The following is a 14690-nucleotide window of genomic DNA, read 5'->3' as shown; positions in this document are numbered from 1 at the left end:
GATTTTAAAAAATGAATAGGCAAATTTACCTATACGGCACTTGGAAATCACCCATCACCGCTGATTTATTGGCTTCATCATCGCGACGACTGGGCCAACTTAACAGGGATGCTCATGCGCTTTACTGGTTAGAAAGTCGCCCTGAAGAGGCGGGTCGCCAAGTGATTATGCGGCGCAATGCAAATGGCGCTATTAAAACGATGACGCCGCCCGGATTTAGCGTGCGTAATCGTGTGCATGAATATGGCGGGGGAGACTATTTAATTCATGACGATACGATTTATTTTTCAAACGATAAAGACCAGCGGCTCTATCGTCAAAACAATAACGAACAGCCGACTGCCATTACACCGAATCCAACACAAACGATGGCGTTGCGTTATGCCGATGGTGTGATCACGCGAGCGGGGGATTACATTATTTGTGTGCGCGAAGCGCATCATAGTGTAACAGAAGTAGTCAATGAATTAGTAGCGATTCCATGCAATGGTCAGCGTGAGCCAAAAGTAATTGCGACAGGTCATGATTTTTATGCAGCTCCCCGTATCAGTCCTAATGGACAACAAATAGCGTGGATATGCTGGAGTCAATCGCAAATGCCTTGGGATGGTTGTGAGTTATGGGTTGGAGATTTAGACGAAAATGCCAGAATAAATAATCCGCGTTTAGTGGCTGGCGGCGAGGCAGAAGCTATTTACCAGCCTGCTTGGAGTGATAAAAATGAATTATATTTTGTGTCTGATCGATCGGGTTGGTGGAACATTTACAAAGTTAACAATAAAACTATAACAGCCGTTGCGCCGATGGCGGCTGAGTGCGGCTATCCGCAGTGGATTTTTGGCACGAGTATGTATGCGTTTATCGATGATAAAACGATAGTGGCGATCGTTAACAGCAACGGCAGACAAACACTTGGATTAATTCGTGACGAAAAATTTCAAGCATTTGATTTACCTTACGATCAATTAGAGCCTTACCTAGTTGTTGATGGTAATACCGTTTTTTTTCTCGGTGCAAGTCCAACAGAAGCGCCGGCAATAATTCAGTATGACGTTAAAAAAAATAAACATGAGGTCGTGTATAAAAGTGCAAATACACCGATCGAAAAAAAATATGTATCGCAACCACAATCCATTGAATTTCCAACCGACAACAATAAAACCGCGTATGCTTTTTATTATCCGCCCTACAATGAAAATTATGCAGCACCGAAAGGCGAGCTCCCTCCTTTGCTGGTGATCAGTCATGGTGGACCAACGGCTGCAACCGGAACTGCATTAAATTTAAAAATTCAATACTGGACTAGCCGTGGTATTGCTGTGGTGGATGTGAATTATGGTGGCAGCACGGGGTATGGTCGCGAATATCGCAAACGCTTAAACGGGGAGTGGGGAGTTGTTGATGTGGCTGACTGTGTGAACGCCGCAAAATATTTAATAAAGCAAGGTAAAGCAGATCCAAAGCGATTAATCATTCGCGGTGGTAGTGCCGGTGGATTCACAACGCTCTGTGCATTAGTGTTCTATGATTTATTTGCAGTGGGGGCGAGTTACTACGGTGTTGCTGATTTAGAGGGAATAACAGCCGATAGTGAAAAATTTGAAATGCGTTACACAGATTCTCTGATTGGCCCGTATCCAGAACAGAAAGCCATATATAAAAAACGGTCGCCTGTTAATTTTGCGGATCAAATTTCATGTCCGGTTATATTTTTTCAAGGACTAGAAGACAAAGTTGTGCCGCCCTCACAAACCGAGGGGATGATTGAGGCTCTCACTCAAAAAGGGTTGCCCTATGCCTACGTGGCTTTTGAGAACGAGCAGCATGGTTTTCGCGATGCCAATAACATCAAAAAGTCTTTGGAAGCAGAGCTGCAATTTTATGGAAAAGTTCTGGGCTTCAAGCCAGCGGATGTTTTGGCGGATGTCATTATTCATTATCCCCGTACTTGAGGCGAGCTAAGCAGGCAAGTATACTTGAACTCCTTTTAGTGACGATGATACGACGATGGCACAGCAAATATTTCATTTTATAGCAAAACATTGGTACTGGGTGGCAGCACTCATCATTGCTCTTTTGCTCTTGATCTATGAAGAATCTAAAACCAAGGGGGCTGGTGGTTCACGGCTGACTCCGCCCATGGCAACGCGCATGATTAATAGCGAAAATGCGGTGGTGCTCGATATTCGAGAGACGAATGCGTTTGCACAAGGTCACATTGTAGGGGCTGTCAATGTGCCTCTGTCAGACCTCGAGCGCAACGTGAAGCAGGTGGAAAAATATAAACAGCGGCCTATCATTTTGGTATGCGCATCAGGGCAAAAATCAACCAGCGTTATGAATAAACTAAACAAGCAAGGATTTGCTAAAGTCTACACTCTGGCTGGTGGTATTGGTGCTTGGAAAACGGCGAACATGCCTTTGATTAAGGGCTGAATTTCTATGGCAAAGGTAGAAATATATACCACTGATCACTGTGTTTATTGTGATCGTGCAAAAATGGTGCTTAAACAAAAGGGAGTCCAATTCACAGAATATGATGTGGAAAAAGATCCCCAAAAGTTTGAAGAAATGATAGAGCGCAGTGGAAATCGAAGCGTGCCGCAGATTTTTATTAACGACCATAAAATTGGTGGTTTTAATGATCTGTGGGCATTAGAAAAGCAGAAGAAACTCGATGAGTTACTCAAGTAATTTACTAATTGGAGAAATCGAATGGCAGAAGTACGAAAACAAGCAAAAAATGAATCACAAGGGCAAGGCAGTGAACCGGAGTTCGGTATTCAACGAATCTATATCAAAGATTTATCCTTTGAAGCGCCAAATAGTCCGCAAGTTTTTTTAGAAGATTGGCAACCTGAATTAAATATGGATTTGGGAACAAAAACCGACGCCTTGGGTGATGATAATCACGAGGTTGTTTTAACGGTCACAGTGACGGTTAAAATGAAAGAGAAGACCATATTTTTGGTTGAAATCAAGCAAGCTGGAATTTTCACAATTAAAAACTTTCCTGAAGATCAATTGCGCCCGATGTTAGGCAGTTTTTGCCCGAATATTTTATATCCTTATGCGCGTGAGGCGGTGACCGATGCCGTTGTCCGCGGTGGATTTCCGCAGTTGTATTTGACGCCGGTAAATTTTGATGCCTTGTATCAACAGCACGAGCAGTCTCAGCAAGGTGGCAGCGATGAAGAAGGTACGGTTCATTAGAAGAGGAATAAGTGAAACAGGTTGATTCTCCAATAGCTGTTTTAGGCGCGGGTTCCTGGGGGACAGCGCTCGCTCTTTTGTTAGCGCGCAATAATCAAACCGTACGCCTTTGGGATATCGATGCTGAACTGGTTACACAAATCCAGGCGGATCGAGTTAATTCTCGTTACATTCCCGATCATCCTTTTCCTGAAAACATTTCGGTGTATCACGATTTAGGTGAAGTCTTAGAGAGTGTGACTGATATTTTAGTGGTGGTGCCGAGCCATGCTTTTGGTAAATGTATTGCGAATGTGAAATCTCATCGAAATGGCAAAGCCACACGACTTGCGTGGGCGACAAAAGGTTTGGATCCATCTAATAAACTTCTGCACGAAGTGGTTGAAGCTGTTTTTGGAAAATCATTACCGATCGCTGTCATCGCGGGCCCGAGCTATGCCAAAGAAGTGGCGGCTGGATTACCGACCGCAGTGAGTTTGGCCAGCAACGACGAAATTTTTGCGCAGGATTTGATTGAGCGTTTTCATAACAAACGTTTTCGCATTTATCGCAATAAGGACATGATCGGTATCGAGTTATGTGGCGCTATTAAAAATGTGTTAGCTATTGCAGCGGGCATTAATGATGGCATGAAACTGGGTGTTAACTCACGATGTGCAATGATCACACGAGGCTTAGCAGAAATGAGTCGTTTATGTATTGCGCTTGGTGGTCAGCAAGAAACCGTAGTGGGTTTGGCGGGTGTTGGTGATTTGATTTTAACATGCTCGGATAATCAGTCGCGTAATCGTCGTTTTGGTTTGGCGTTGGGTGAAGGTATTGATTTTAAGAGCGCAGAAAAAGCAATCGGGCAAGCGGTTGAGGGTCTTTATAACGCTAAGCAGGTTTATGAACTATCCCAAAAATATGGCGTTGAAATGCCTATCGTCACTCAAGTTTACCGCATTTTGCACGATCATTTAAATCCGCGCGTTGCCGTGAAAGAGTTATTAGAACGCACTCCAAAATCCGAATCGTAATTAATGAATTTCAATTAGGAACTACTTGAAATTCTGTTGTCGCCAGGCTTCATATAAAATGATGGCGGTTGCGTTCGATAGATTTAAGCTACGCGTGGTGGATCGCATCGGGATGCGGATTTTTTGAGATTCAGAAAACTCAGCTAACATATCGTCCGGCAAACCCCGTGTTTCAGGCCCCAATAACAAAACGTCACCGGGTGCATAATTTACGTTTGCGTAATTTTGTTGGCCTTTAGTCGTGCAGGCAAAAATTTTTCTTGGCTTCAGGCGTTCTAAAAAATCATGATAACTTTGATATTCTTTTACATCGGCAAGATCGTGATAATCCAATCCAGCTCGTTTTACTTGTTTTTCATCTAAATTAAAGCCCAAGGGATGAATCAAATGTAGCTTGGCGCCAGTATTTGCGCACAAACGTATAATGTTACCAGTATTTGGGGGAATTTCAGGTTGATATAACACAATGTGAAACATTATTTTTTCACAGTTTTTTGCGTATCGTTGTTACTATTATTGCTATTGGCGGATTTATTATCGCTGTTAGTGGATTCATTTAACGGAGCTGCATGTGCATGTTCGCTAATTGTAATCCAACTTTCCTGATAGGGCTTTGCCTTGCCGGGCTCATAATCATGCTCGTTATTATGAATCATCTGCATGCGACGCTGCATATAAGCGCTGCGCATGAATGCATACGGATCAAACGCGGTGTCGATTAATTTATTAGCGGGCATTAATCCTGCACGAATATTCAACCACTTCAACCCGAGCATGCTATAACGGAAACTATCTGGGTGCATATAGGGCCAAGGACCGGTGTAATAATCAAGAGGTTGTGTGATAGCTGAGCGCAATGTGATGGGTCCAATGAAGGGTAATACGAAATAAGGCGATGTTTTTTTATCGCTATAATAAGCAAGTGTCATGCCAAAATCTTCGTAATGTTTGAGTAAACCCATTCGTGTTGCAACATCAAATAAGCCACCTAAACCAATCGTGGAATTAATGACAAAACGCCAAAAATCCATGAACATATATTTGAATTTGCCTTGCAAAAGGTCGTTAGGGATGGTGGTTAACTCCCCGAGATTAGAGAAAACATTGGAGACGCCTCGCTGTAAGGGAGGGGGAACGATGGTGGTGTATACTTTCGTGACGGGACGATAAATCATATGATCCACACCCATGTTGAAAGCAAACATCGCACGGTTAAACGGCTCAAGAGGATCGTTTGGATCTGTCGGGTGCCTTGTGCAACCCGCGAGCACCCCGCTCAAGAGTAAACAAAGGCAAAATTTAAGAAACAGTCTCATGCTGCCGAGTTTAGCTTATATCCTTTGGTAGCGCTAGAGAAGGTAAGTCCTCACTCTACAAGAAATATGCTATACTGCCCCGCCTAAAATAGTGAGCAGAGGATCGATCTGTGAAATTTAATGACAAGTGCGTGTTTATTACGGGCGCCTCAAGTGGTATTGGTCGATCATGCGCCGAGGAATTTGCCAAGATCGGTGCAAGACTACTCCTCTGTGCGCGTCGTGAAGATAAATTGACTGAAGTGGGAAATGATTTACAACGGCGATATGGCGTTGATATTCATCTAGTTACGTTAGATGTCAGCGATGCCGATGCCGTTGAGCACGCACTAAGCCAATTGCCCTCACAGTGGCAGGTGATCGACGTGCTAGTGAACAATGCGGGGTTGGCATTGGGGCTTGATAAAATTCAAACTGGCAAGCTCGATGATTGGGAAACCATGATTGATATCAATGTAAAGGGTCTGCTTTACGTCACACGATTGGTGTTGCAAACTATGCTGAAGCGTAATCAAGGACATATTATAAACATTGGCTCGATTTCGTCTCATCAAGTTTATCAGGGGGGTGCTGTTTACTGTGCCACAAAATTTGCTGTAAAAGCGATAAGTGAAGGATTAAAAATGGATATTTATGACTCGCCTATACGAGTGAGTTCGGTGGATCCTGGCATGGTTCGTACAGAATTTTCTAACGTTCGTTTTAGTGGTGATCAAGAAAAGTCTGACGCCGTTTACAAAGGTTTAACACCGTTGTCGCCCGAGGATGTGGCTGAAGCGGTTGTATTTTGTGCGACTCGTCCACCACACGTGGACGTGCGTGAAATTAAGATTTATCCGACTGCGCAAACACATGCGTTAATGAGTTATCGAGAGAAATAATGAACATCATCAATATCGCTGCTTATAAATTCGTAACCTTAACTGAAAATGACTTGCCCAAGTTGCGTATCGCGTTGCGTGAAGAAGCGATGCAATGCAATTTAAAGGGTACGATATTGCTAAGCCTGGAAGGGATTAATTTAATCTTGGCGGGATTGCATGACGATATCGAAGCGTATAAAGCATATTTAGAATCTTTTGAGTCTTTTCAAGGTCTTGTGTACAAAGAAAGCGTTTCAGACTATAAACCATTCACCCGTATGTTAGTCCGAGTAAAGAAAGAAATTATTTCCATGGGTCGAGAGGAAATCAAACCCGAACATGAAACAGCTCCAAGAATATCACCGGAAGAATTTAAACGTTGGTATGAAGAAAAGCGCGACATGGTTGTACTCGATACACGAAATGATTACGAAGTGGCGTTAGGTACTTTCGATGAGGCCATTGATTTAAATCTAGAAACGTTCCGTGGCTTCCCCGATGCAGTTGATTTATTGCCCGCTTGGATGAAAGAAAAGCCAATTGTAACGTTTTGCACGGGGGGGGTCCGGTGTGAAAAAGGAGCTGAATTAATGCGTAAAAAAGGATTTAAAAACGTCTATCAGCTCGACGGCGGTATTCTAAGTTACTTTGAGAAATGCGGTGGTGAGCATTATCATGGTGAATGTTTTGTTTTTGATCATCGTGTTGCTGTCGATACAAAATTAAATGAAACCGCTACTACACAATGTTATGCGTGTCGGAGTCCATTAACGGTTGAAGAACAAACCAGCAAGATATGTCCTTATTGTCAGCATATCCGCGACTCACGCAAACCGCGTCACGAACAATCCATATCAGAAAGTAAATAACGAATTAAATTCATGAGTATTTTTGCGCATAGTTCGCTGCTTGCTGTCTATATATCTGAATAAATTAAAAAAATCCTCTAATATTGGTATCGGCTAATATTGTCTCAGTAAGAATTTTTTACGCTGTGATTAAAATATTAGCCCCCTCCATTTGTTAAGTATGAATATTTTTATTCCTTGTGAGTGTACATATTTGCAACGTGTAGGTATACTAATTTAATACGTATTTATACGTAGATTGTCAGTTTGTCATGATAATTAATCGGATGAAATGTATGAAGGCAAAAGATTTTTATATAGCCAATTCGGCAGAAAGCATGCTCGATCTAACCCCTCGTGTTCAAGAGTTATGCCGACCGTTGTTCGCGAATTTTAGGATTACTTTTTATAAATATGTCGAAATAGATCAAAATGGAGAAAGTGTGCTGTTAATGAGCGATAAAAATGTTTATCGAGATGCTATCGATTTTGATTTATTGGGATATGACAAGACAAATTTGAGTTTTATTACTTTTCCAAAACCTGGCTGCTATCTTCACGACCTCATGATAATAAATCGCCCTGATCTTCAGTGTCTTAACGAATCCCTTGAAAATAATGGGCACGGCCATTTATTTACGATATTAGAGATAAAGTACGACAAAATAATGCCTAAATTACACCGACATACGTTTGGAGTACAGTTGTCTGATAACATCAAGAGCAATCAACATTATCTGAAAGAGTTTAACATACTTAAAATGTTCGGTAATTACTTTATAAATAATATCAGTAAGATCAAGGAAAGAATAAAACCATTTAAATCCACACTCGATATGAAATCAAAGGATAAAGTGGTTAGAAAAGTCAATAATATGTTCAAAATGAATAAATGTGGTAATCCTTTCGAGCATGATTCTGGTTCTATATCTACGAAATTAATTAAGTTGTCGAAAAGACAGTCGGAAATATTATATTGGTATATCAATGGTAAAACAGCGAGTGAAACAGGAAAATTGCTTAATTTATCTCAGCGCACAGTTGAGAACCATTTTTTTGTGCTCAAAAATAAATTTTCATGCTCAACGAAACATCAGCTTCTGATCAAATTATTTGAGAACGGCCTAATACACCTATAAAAAACAATTGCAGCAAAGAGAACAGGTTCTTAGACCCAAATTGCAATTATACCCATGACGACGATACCCGAAAGGGTAGCGAGAACCTTGTAATAGCGGTTTCGTGTGTCCATTTGGCTTTGTTGCCTAACTAAAACATGAACAATCTATGTAATTTTTGCTGTCTATATTATAATCAGCACCCCAGGGTTTTCAAGCAGAAGGCGGTTCATATGCCAAATAAATATCCAAACAAAAAAGGCTGGACGATTCCCAAGCAGAAATACAAGGTGAGCAATTGGCGTGAATATAATAATGCATTACGCAATCGTGCCAATATTGAAATCTGGATATCCGATGATATTATTCATTCGTGGTATGAAAAAGATCGTGTGTATGATGGCAAAGGCGCACCCCAAAAGTTCACGGATCTTGCGATCATTACGTGCCATGAAATTCGGCAAGTTTTTCGTTTAGCGTTGAGGCAATGTCAAGGGTTTATGAATTCAATTTTCAAGATGAAAGCCCTTAATATAAAATCACCGGATTACAGTTGCTTGTCAAAACGGTTAGCGCTTTTAACTATTCAGTCGCCTCGTTACAGGAAAACGGAATCGGCAGATAAAAGCGTTGTGGCTATCGCCCTTGACTCCACTGGGTTAAAACGGTTTGGCAGAGGTGAATGGCATCAGGAAACATATACATTATCAGCCAAACGGAGTTGGCGTAAATTGCATATAGCCGTTGATAATAAACATATTATTCATGGTAATGATTTAACGGATCGCTTTACGGCGGATTGCCAAAGCGTTGCAACGTTATCAAAGCAACTTACTTGCAAAGTGGGCCATGTCAGCGCCGATGGTGCCTACGATAAGAATCCTGTTTATGAAATATTATCAAATTACTTTAAAGGAGCCGCTATAATAATGCCGCCTGATAGTGATGCTGTTTATGATAAAAATAATCATACACAACGTAATGGTAATGTTAAGCAACTAAAAGCATTGGGCCGAATGGCTTGGCAACGAATAAGACAATACGGTTATCGGAATTATTCAGAGTTGGCGATTCAACGCTACAAAAGAATATTGGGTAGTACGTTACATGCTCGAGATTTTGTACGGCAAAAAATCGAATCAATGATCGGTTGTGGTGTGTTAAATAAAATGACACGGCTAGGAATGCCGGCGAGTTATCGTTGCGCCTAAATTTTGCGACACAGACAAAGCCGTGAGGTTAGGCAACAAAGCCCCTTGAAATTGCCAATCTGTTAGCCCTGGGCGACTAGAGATGTCTCATGCTGGCAAGAAACTGAACCCCATCACGAGGAGCACACTCTAAGAAGAGCAAGCAATTTGAATCATTTGCTGTATAATGCCCTCCATGACAAACAAAAACCGAAAACCACTAAGCTACCAAGACGCCGGTGTTGATATCGAACAGGCGAATGAGTTTGTTGAGAACATCAAAGATACGGTGAAACGCACGCATCGCCCCGGCGTTATCGGCAACCTCGGCGGATTCGGCGGACTCTTTGAAATTCCCAATCATTATAAAAACCCTATTTTAGTATCTGGGACCGACGGTGTTGGCACTAAATTAAAACTAGCCGTTGCCCTGAATCATCATGACACCATCGGCATTGACCTCGTTGCCATGTGTGCAAACGACATCGTAACTTCTGGTGCTGAGCCTTTATTCTTTTTGGATTATTTTTCCACTGGCAAGCTCGATCTTAAACAAGCACAGTCGATCATCAAAGGTATTGGCAAAGGTTGTGAGCTCGCTGGTGCTGCATTAATTGGTGGTGAAACAGCAGAAATGCCAGGAATTTATAGAACTAACGAATATGACCTCGCGGGATTTTGTGTTGGGGCTCTTGAGAAAACAGAAATTATAGATGGCAGTAAGGTGCGGGTTAATGATGCACTGATCGGGATCGCATCCTCTGGGCCACATTCCAACGGCTATTCATTAATTCGAAAAATAATCGATCGACATAAAATAAACTTATCAGAACCCTTCGAAAATACTACGCTTGGGAAAAAACTATTAACCTCTACACGAATTTATGTTAAGCCTATTCTAAAACTCATTAAGACAATTGATGTGCATGCTATCGCCCACATCACTGGTGGCGGTCTCATTGAAAATATTCCTCGCGTGCTGCCACCCAAAACAAAAGCCATTATCAATGTCGATAGTTGGGAATATCCAAAGATTTTTGAGTGGATACAGCAAGAGGGAAATGTCGCACCAGAAGAAATGGTGCGCACATTCAACGTGGGTGTTGGGATGGTCATTTGTATCAATCCAAATGATGTCGATAGAACACTCGAATTATTAGCGACTCTCGGAGAAAAAGCGTGGAGAATGGGTCACATTGCACCTTCTGACAATGAGAAACCCAGCGTCTTGATGGATTAAACCATGAGCCAATTACCCATCGTCATTTTGATTTCTGGACAAGGCACAAACCTACAGGCCATCATCGATGCCACGAAAAAGGGGCTGCCTGTCGACATTCGTGCGGTAATTAGCAACCGCGCCAATGCCTACGGATTAACCCGAGCTAGAGAGGCGGGCATTCCAACCCAAATCATTTCGCATCAAGACTATTCCAGCCGAGCAGACTTTGAAGAGGCACTACAAGCAGGGATTGATCAATACACCCCAAAGGTCGTGGTACTCGCGGGATTCATGCGAAAGCTGGGCAGCGATTTTGTGAAGCACTATCAAGGCCGCATGATCAATATCCATCCTTCACTGCTGCCAAAATATCCTGGGCTTGAAACCCACAGGCGGGTACTGGAGGCAGGAGACAAAGAGCACGGCGTGAGCATTCATTTCGTCACCGAGGAGGTGGATGGAGGGCCTATCATCTGCCAAGCCCGCCTAACAGTCACCCCTGATGATCACGAGGAAAGCTTGAGTCAGCGTGTTCATAAGCTCGAACACACAGTTTATCCACAGGTTTTGCAGTGGTTATCCGATGGGATACTCACACTACGGGGCCAGGAAGTTTATCTGGACAGCCAGAAACTCCCTAGAACGGGCAAGCATTTATGCGTATCATTCCCGCTATCACATTAGCTAAGAATTATAAAAATCAACAATATAGGGGTGACCTCGGGCTAGAAAGTTTGTATAATGTCTATCCAAATTGAATCAATAACATAGGGCGATAGGTATATGGTTAAGTCAGAGTTGATCAATCGAATTGCGGGCCGCCAAGAGAATTTATCTCTTAAAGATGTTGAGCTCAGCGTAAATCACATTCTTGAACGAATGAGCAACAGTCTTGGTAGTGGTGATCGAATTGAAATACGTGGGTTTGGTAGTTTCTCTTTGCACTATCGTCCACCACGAAAAGCACACAATCCAAAAACGGGTGATCGTGTTTTTACAAGCGCAAAATATACACCGCACTTCAAACCTGGAAAAGATTTACGCGAACGCGTGAACAACAACCGAATGACTCACGAAATTCGTGAAAGCAATTTTGTTGAAGAGGCGCTTGAAGAGCAATAAAATAATTAACTCTCAAAAAACGCTCGATTCATCGGGCGTTTTTTTGTATCTCTAAGGCCAATGAATATAGAGGCTTTCGGCTTTCACCAGTAATCTGTATCGCTAATGAAACTGCCTGTTTCAGCGGTAGCTCAGCTAATAAAATCTCAAGTAACCGCTTATTTTCTTCCTGTGACTTCTCAATTTTTTTACTCGCACCCTGCACTATGACGACAAACTCCCCCTTTGACTGATTAGAATCTTCTTCAAACCACGTTTTTAAATCCGATAATTTAGATTGATGAATCGTTTCAAACGTTTTTGTCAGTTCACGAGCAACCGTTGCAAGTCTGTCGCCACCAAACACGTCGTTCAATAGCGCAATTAAATTTACTATGCGGTGAACGGATTCGTAAAAAATCAGGGTGCGTGATTCGTTTATAAATTCTTCCAAACGCTTTTTTCGCACGGCACCTTTGGCGGGAAGGAACCCTGCAAAAACGAATTGATCGGTTGGCAACCCGGAGGCAACTAATCCCGCGATCGCTGCACAAGCGCCTGGAATCGGGATAACTTGGATACTCGCCCGATGCGCGGCTTCTACTAATCGATAGCCTGGATCACTGATCAAAGGGGTCCCGGCATCGGAAATCAATGCAATATCGGTACCCGCCTGTAACCTTTTGATTAATTCTGCAGAGCGAGCCTTTTCATTAAACTCATGCAAGGAAAGTGTAGACGTTGTAATATCATAATATCTAAGCAATTTTTGGCTGTGCCGGGTATCTTCAGCAGCAATGAGGTCGACCTCTTTCAGCACCGCGACTGCACGGTATGTCATATCGTCTAAGTTACCGATGGGGGTAGCAACGAGATATAAGCGCCCAGGCTGTTTCACTCTACTGACTCCTTAAATAACCATTGCCATCTTGTTGGCAGCCCTAGTCTACGATAGACTTTGCCCATGAAGCAAAGACCCTCCCGATGGCTGGTTACCTTACTATTCTGTAGCGTTGCCCTTTTAGCGAGCTGTGCACACGTCGGTCCGCGATATGGCGCAGCGAACAATCAACCTACACTCTCAGCTAATGATTATATTCAATTAGCGGCCCAATCACAGGGCGCAAAGAAACAGGAATATTTATTGCTAGCCGCCGATCGTTTAACCCAAGATCGCAAAATTCAAGCTGCAGAAAATTTATTAAATGACATGAGTGATAGCGTGCTTACACCAGCGCAGCAGGTGGAAAAACAAATCTTGCAAGCACAATTACAATTATCTAAGCACCAACCCGATCAAGCATTCGCTTTGCTCAATCAAGCTGCTGCAAGCAATACCGCGCTCGCCAATAACTGGCAAGTAAAATTGCATCAATTGCTCGCCGATACTTATCAAGCACAAGGCAATTATCTAGCGAGCATTACACAAGAAGGTGAAGCACTCGCGTTATTGCCTTCCAATGCACGCGAAGCGAATTTACTTCAAACGTGGGAAAGCTTGCAATCGTTGAGCCCAGAAACCCTACAAAACTTGCAACAGCAAGCAACAACACCTTATCAACACGGCTGGCTTTCATTGGTATTAATTTCAAACCAAACACAGAATTCACAATCTTTGTTGCAAGCATTAAAAAATTGGCAGCAACAATATCCTAATCACCCCGCACGCGTATTGTTAGCAAACATCCAATCCAGCAATATAGCCTTACACACAATGCCAAAACGCATCGCATTATTGTTGCCAACAACAGGCCCGTTAGCAAAACAAGGTAATGCTATCCGCAATGGTTTCTTTGCAGCATATTACAGCGCTAAAAAACAAGGTTATACACCGACGATTACCGTTTTTAACACGAATTCTGGAGACATTAACACAATATATCAAAAAGCTGTTCAACAAGGCGCCGACTTCGTCGTAGGCCCATTGACGAAAGCCAACCTCACTAAACTCGTCAACACAAGCAAAATTCAAGTGCCAACATTAGCGCTGAATACATTATCTGCAAACGACGACAAAATTCTAAATTTATATCAGTTTGGACTATCACCCATCGATGAAGCGCGACAAGCTGCTGTAAAAGCCTACAATGATCATCATACGCGCGCACTTATTATTGCACCTACCGGCCCCTGGGGCGCGTCAATCGCAAAAGTCTTTCAACAAACGTGGGAATCTTTAGGTGGACGTACCATCACGCAGTTGAATTACAGCCACCGTGATGATTTCAATAAAGACATTAGTCAGCTTTTAAATATCGACCAATCAAAATCACGCGAGCGAAATCTACATTATGTATTGCGTGAAAAAATACGAACAGTTCCGCGACGCCGTAAAGATTTTGACACTATTTTCTTAGTTGCAGGCCCGGCACAAGCCCGTGAAATTTTGCCGCTCTTAAAATTTTATTACGCTGGTAACGTTCCAGTTTATGCCACTTCGCTAATCTATCCTGGCATTCCGCAACCTAACATCGACCACGATCTTAATGGTGTCGTGTTTGATGATATGCCTTGGGTTTTAAAATCACCGTCACAATTGCCTACAAATTTAGCGCAAACTCGACATCGCATTAAAATTTTGTGGCCGCGCTCTTATGCACAAAATACACGACTGTATGGATTAGGTGTTGATGCTTACGATATCATTCCAAGACTCGGTAAGTTGGCGATCCTGCCACAATTTGGTGTCTATAGTGCAACCGGCATGCTATATCTTTCTCCGAACCAACATATTTATCGAAAGTTAGTTTGGGCACAAATGATCGATGGTAAACCGGAGTTGTTGCAAGGCACCTAAACA

At 42.5% G+C, this 14690-nt stretch carries 16 protein-coding genes; 13 read left to right on the top strand and 3 right to left on the bottom strand.

The annotated features are described in order from the left end of the window. Nucleotides 1-11: 11 nt before the first annotated feature. The 5 genes from ACJMKR_RS10165 to ACJMKR_RS10145 are packed head-to-tail and all read left to right on the top strand — an operon-like array spanning nt 12 to nt 4232. A complete protein-coding gene (locus tag ACJMKR_RS10165) occupies nt 12-1952 on the top strand; it encodes a S9 family peptidase (RefSeq protein ID WP_423062956.1) in 1941 nt (646 codons plus the stop codon). A 55-nt stretch (nt 1953-2007) separates the two neighbouring features. Beyond that, complete coding sequence (locus ACJMKR_RS10160) at nt 2008-2436, top strand: rhodanese-like domain-containing protein (protein ID WP_423062955.1); 429 nt, start codon at nt 2008-2010, stop codon at nt 2434-2436. A gap of 6 nt (nt 2437-2442) precedes the next feature. Beyond that, nucleotides 2443-2694 (top strand): glutaredoxin 3, encoded by a 252-nt coding sequence (gene grxC, locus ACJMKR_RS10155; protein ID WP_423062954.1) that lies wholly within the window; start codon nt 2443-2445, stop codon nt 2692-2694. A gap of 21 nt (nt 2695-2715) precedes the next feature. Further along, the gene (secB, locus tag ACJMKR_RS10150) at nt 2716-3213 is read left to right on the top strand and encodes a protein-export chaperone SecB (RefSeq protein ID WP_423062953.1); all 498 of its coding nucleotides are present in this window, start codon (nt 2716-2718) and stop codon (nt 3211-3213) included. An 11-nt stretch (nt 3214-3224) separates the two neighbouring features. Further along, nucleotides 3225-4232: an NAD(P)H-dependent glycerol-3-phosphate dehydrogenase gene (locus tag ACJMKR_RS10145; RefSeq protein ID WP_423062952.1), complete on the top strand. Its 1008-nt coding sequence runs from the start codon at nt 3225-3227 to the stop codon at nt 4230-4232. Between the two features lie 21 nt (nt 4233-4253). Here ACJMKR_RS10145 and trmL read toward each other — a convergent pair whose 3' ends face one another. Together trmL and ACJMKR_RS10135 are read right to left on the bottom strand one after the other, a co-directional pair. Next, entirely contained in the window at nt 4254-4709 is a 456-nt protein-coding gene (trmL, locus tag ACJMKR_RS10140; protein WP_423062951.1) for a tRNA (uridine(34)/cytosine(34)/5-carboxymethylaminomethyluridine(34)-2'-O)-methyltransferase TrmL, read from the bottom strand. Continuing rightward, a complete protein-coding gene (locus tag ACJMKR_RS10135; protein ID WP_423064239.1) occupies nt 4709-5407 on the bottom strand; it encodes an MlaA family lipoprotein in 699 nt (232 codons plus the stop codon). The genes trmL and ACJMKR_RS10135 overlap by 1 nt, the downstream gene beginning before the upstream one ends. A 251-nt stretch (nt 5408-5658) precedes the next feature. Between ACJMKR_RS10135 and ACJMKR_RS10130 the strand changes: the two genes are divergently transcribed. The 7 genes from ACJMKR_RS10130 (at nt 5659) to ACJMKR_RS10100 (ending at nt 11911) form a co-directional block, all read left to right on the top strand. Next, nucleotides 5659-6429: an SDR family NAD(P)-dependent oxidoreductase gene (locus tag ACJMKR_RS10130; RefSeq protein WP_423062950.1), complete on the top strand. Its 771-nt coding sequence runs from the start codon at nt 5659-5661 to the stop codon at nt 6427-6429. Next, a complete protein-coding gene (locus ACJMKR_RS10125; protein WP_423062949.1) occupies nt 6429-7280 on the top strand; it encodes a rhodanese-related sulfurtransferase in 852 nt (283 codons plus the stop codon). Before ACJMKR_RS10130 ends, ACJMKR_RS10125 begins: the two co-directional genes overlap by 1 nt. Nucleotides 7281-7555: 275 nt before the next feature. After that, nucleotides 7556-8398, top strand: coding sequence for a helix-turn-helix transcriptional regulator (locus ACJMKR_RS10120; RefSeq protein WP_423062948.1), 843 nt, complete (start codon nt 7556-7558; stop codon nt 8396-8398). 212 nt (nt 8399-8610) lie between these two features. Beyond that, on the top strand, nt 8611-9588 hold the full coding sequence (locus tag ACJMKR_RS10115) for an IS5 family transposase (RefSeq protein WP_423062509.1): 978 nt from the start codon (nt 8611-8613) through the stop codon (nt 9586-9588). Nucleotides 9589-9754: 166 nt separating this feature from the next. Continuing rightward, nucleotides 9755-10807 (top strand): phosphoribosylformylglycinamidine cyclo-ligase, encoded by a 1053-nt coding sequence (purM, locus tag ACJMKR_RS10110; protein WP_423062947.1) that lies wholly within the window; start codon nt 9755-9757, stop codon nt 10805-10807. 3 nt (nt 10808-10810) lie between these two features. Next, complete coding sequence (gene purN / locus ACJMKR_RS10105) at nt 10811-11473, top strand: phosphoribosylglycinamide formyltransferase (protein WP_423062946.1); 663 nt, start codon at nt 10811-10813, stop codon at nt 11471-11473. A gap of 99 nt (nt 11474-11572) precedes the next feature. Then, nucleotides 11573-11911, top strand: a complete 339-nt coding sequence (locus tag ACJMKR_RS10100) for an integration host factor subunit beta (protein ID WP_423062945.1) — start codon at nt 11573-11575, stop codon at nt 11909-11911. Between the two features lie 28 nt (nt 11912-11939). Here the strand turns inward: ACJMKR_RS10100 and rsmI are convergent, their stop codons facing one another. Next, nucleotides 11940-12788: a 16S rRNA (cytidine(1402)-2'-O)-methyltransferase gene (gene rsmI, locus ACJMKR_RS10095; protein ID WP_425475594.1), complete on the bottom strand. Its 849-nt coding sequence runs from the start codon at nt 12786-12788 to the stop codon at nt 11940-11942. A 66-nt stretch (nt 12789-12854) separates the two neighbouring features. Between rsmI and ACJMKR_RS10090 the strand changes: the two genes are divergently transcribed. Continuing rightward, nucleotides 12855-14687, top strand: coding sequence for a penicillin-binding protein activator (locus ACJMKR_RS10090; protein WP_423062944.1), 1833 nt, complete (start codon nt 12855-12857; stop codon nt 14685-14687). Nucleotides 14688-14690: the final 3 nt, after the last annotated feature.

This window comes from Candidiatus Paracoxiella cheracis (assembly GCF_049348705.1).
In the GTDB taxonomy this organism is placed as follows: Bacteria; Pseudomonadota; Gammaproteobacteria; order Coxiellales; family Coxiellaceae; genus Paracoxiella; species Paracoxiella cheracis.
The sequence above is the reverse complement of the archived record's forward strand: the minus strand, read 5'-3'. Positions and strand labels throughout refer to the sequence as shown.

Bases quoted from the DNA above. Each gene is read 5' to 3' on its own strand.
- ACJMKR_RS10125 (WP_423062949.1), top strand. From the start codon at position 6,429: ATGAACATCATCAATATCGCTGCTTATAAATTCGTAACCTTAACTGAA.
- ACJMKR_RS10165 (WP_423062956.1), top strand. From the start codon at position 12: ATGAATAGGCAAATTTACCTATACGGCACTTGGAAATCACCCATCACC.
- purM (WP_423062947.1), top strand. From the start codon at position 9,755: ATGCCCTCCATGACAAACAAAAACCGAAAACCACTAAGCTACCAAGAC.
- grxC (WP_423062954.1), top strand. From the start codon at position 2,443: ATGGCAAAGGTAGAAATATATACCACTGATCACTGTGTTTATTGTGAT.
- ACJMKR_RS10115 (WP_423062509.1), top strand. From the start codon at position 8,611: ATGCCAAATAAATATCCAAACAAAAAAGGCTGGACGATTCCCAAGCAG.
- ACJMKR_RS10100 (WP_423062945.1), top strand. From the start codon at position 11,573: ATGGTTAAGTCAGAGTTGATCAATCGAATTGCGGGCCGCCAAGAGAAT.
- purN (WP_423062946.1), top strand. From the start codon at position 10,811: ATGAGCCAATTACCCATCGTCATTTTGATTTCTGGACAAGGCACAAAC.
- secB (WP_423062953.1), top strand. From the start codon at position 2,716: ATGGCAGAAGTACGAAAACAAGCAAAAAATGAATCACAAGGGCAAGGC.
- ACJMKR_RS10120 (WP_423062948.1), top strand. From the start codon at position 7,556: ATGAAGGCAAAAGATTTTTATATAGCCAATTCGGCAGAAAGCATGCTC.
- ACJMKR_RS10090 (WP_423062944.1), top strand. From the start codon at position 12,855: ATGAAGCAAAGACCCTCCCGATGGCTGGTTACCTTACTATTCTGTAGC.
- ACJMKR_RS10160 (WP_423062955.1), top strand. From the start codon at position 2,008: ATGGCACAGCAAATATTTCATTTTATAGCAAAACATTGGTACTGGGTG.
- trmL (WP_423062951.1), bottom strand. From the start codon at position 4,709: ATGTTTCACATTGTGTTATATCAACCTGAAATTCCCCCAAATACTGGT.
- ACJMKR_RS10135 (WP_423064239.1), bottom strand. From the start codon at position 5,407: ATGATTTATCGTCCCGTCACGAAAGTATACACCACCATCGTTCCCCCT.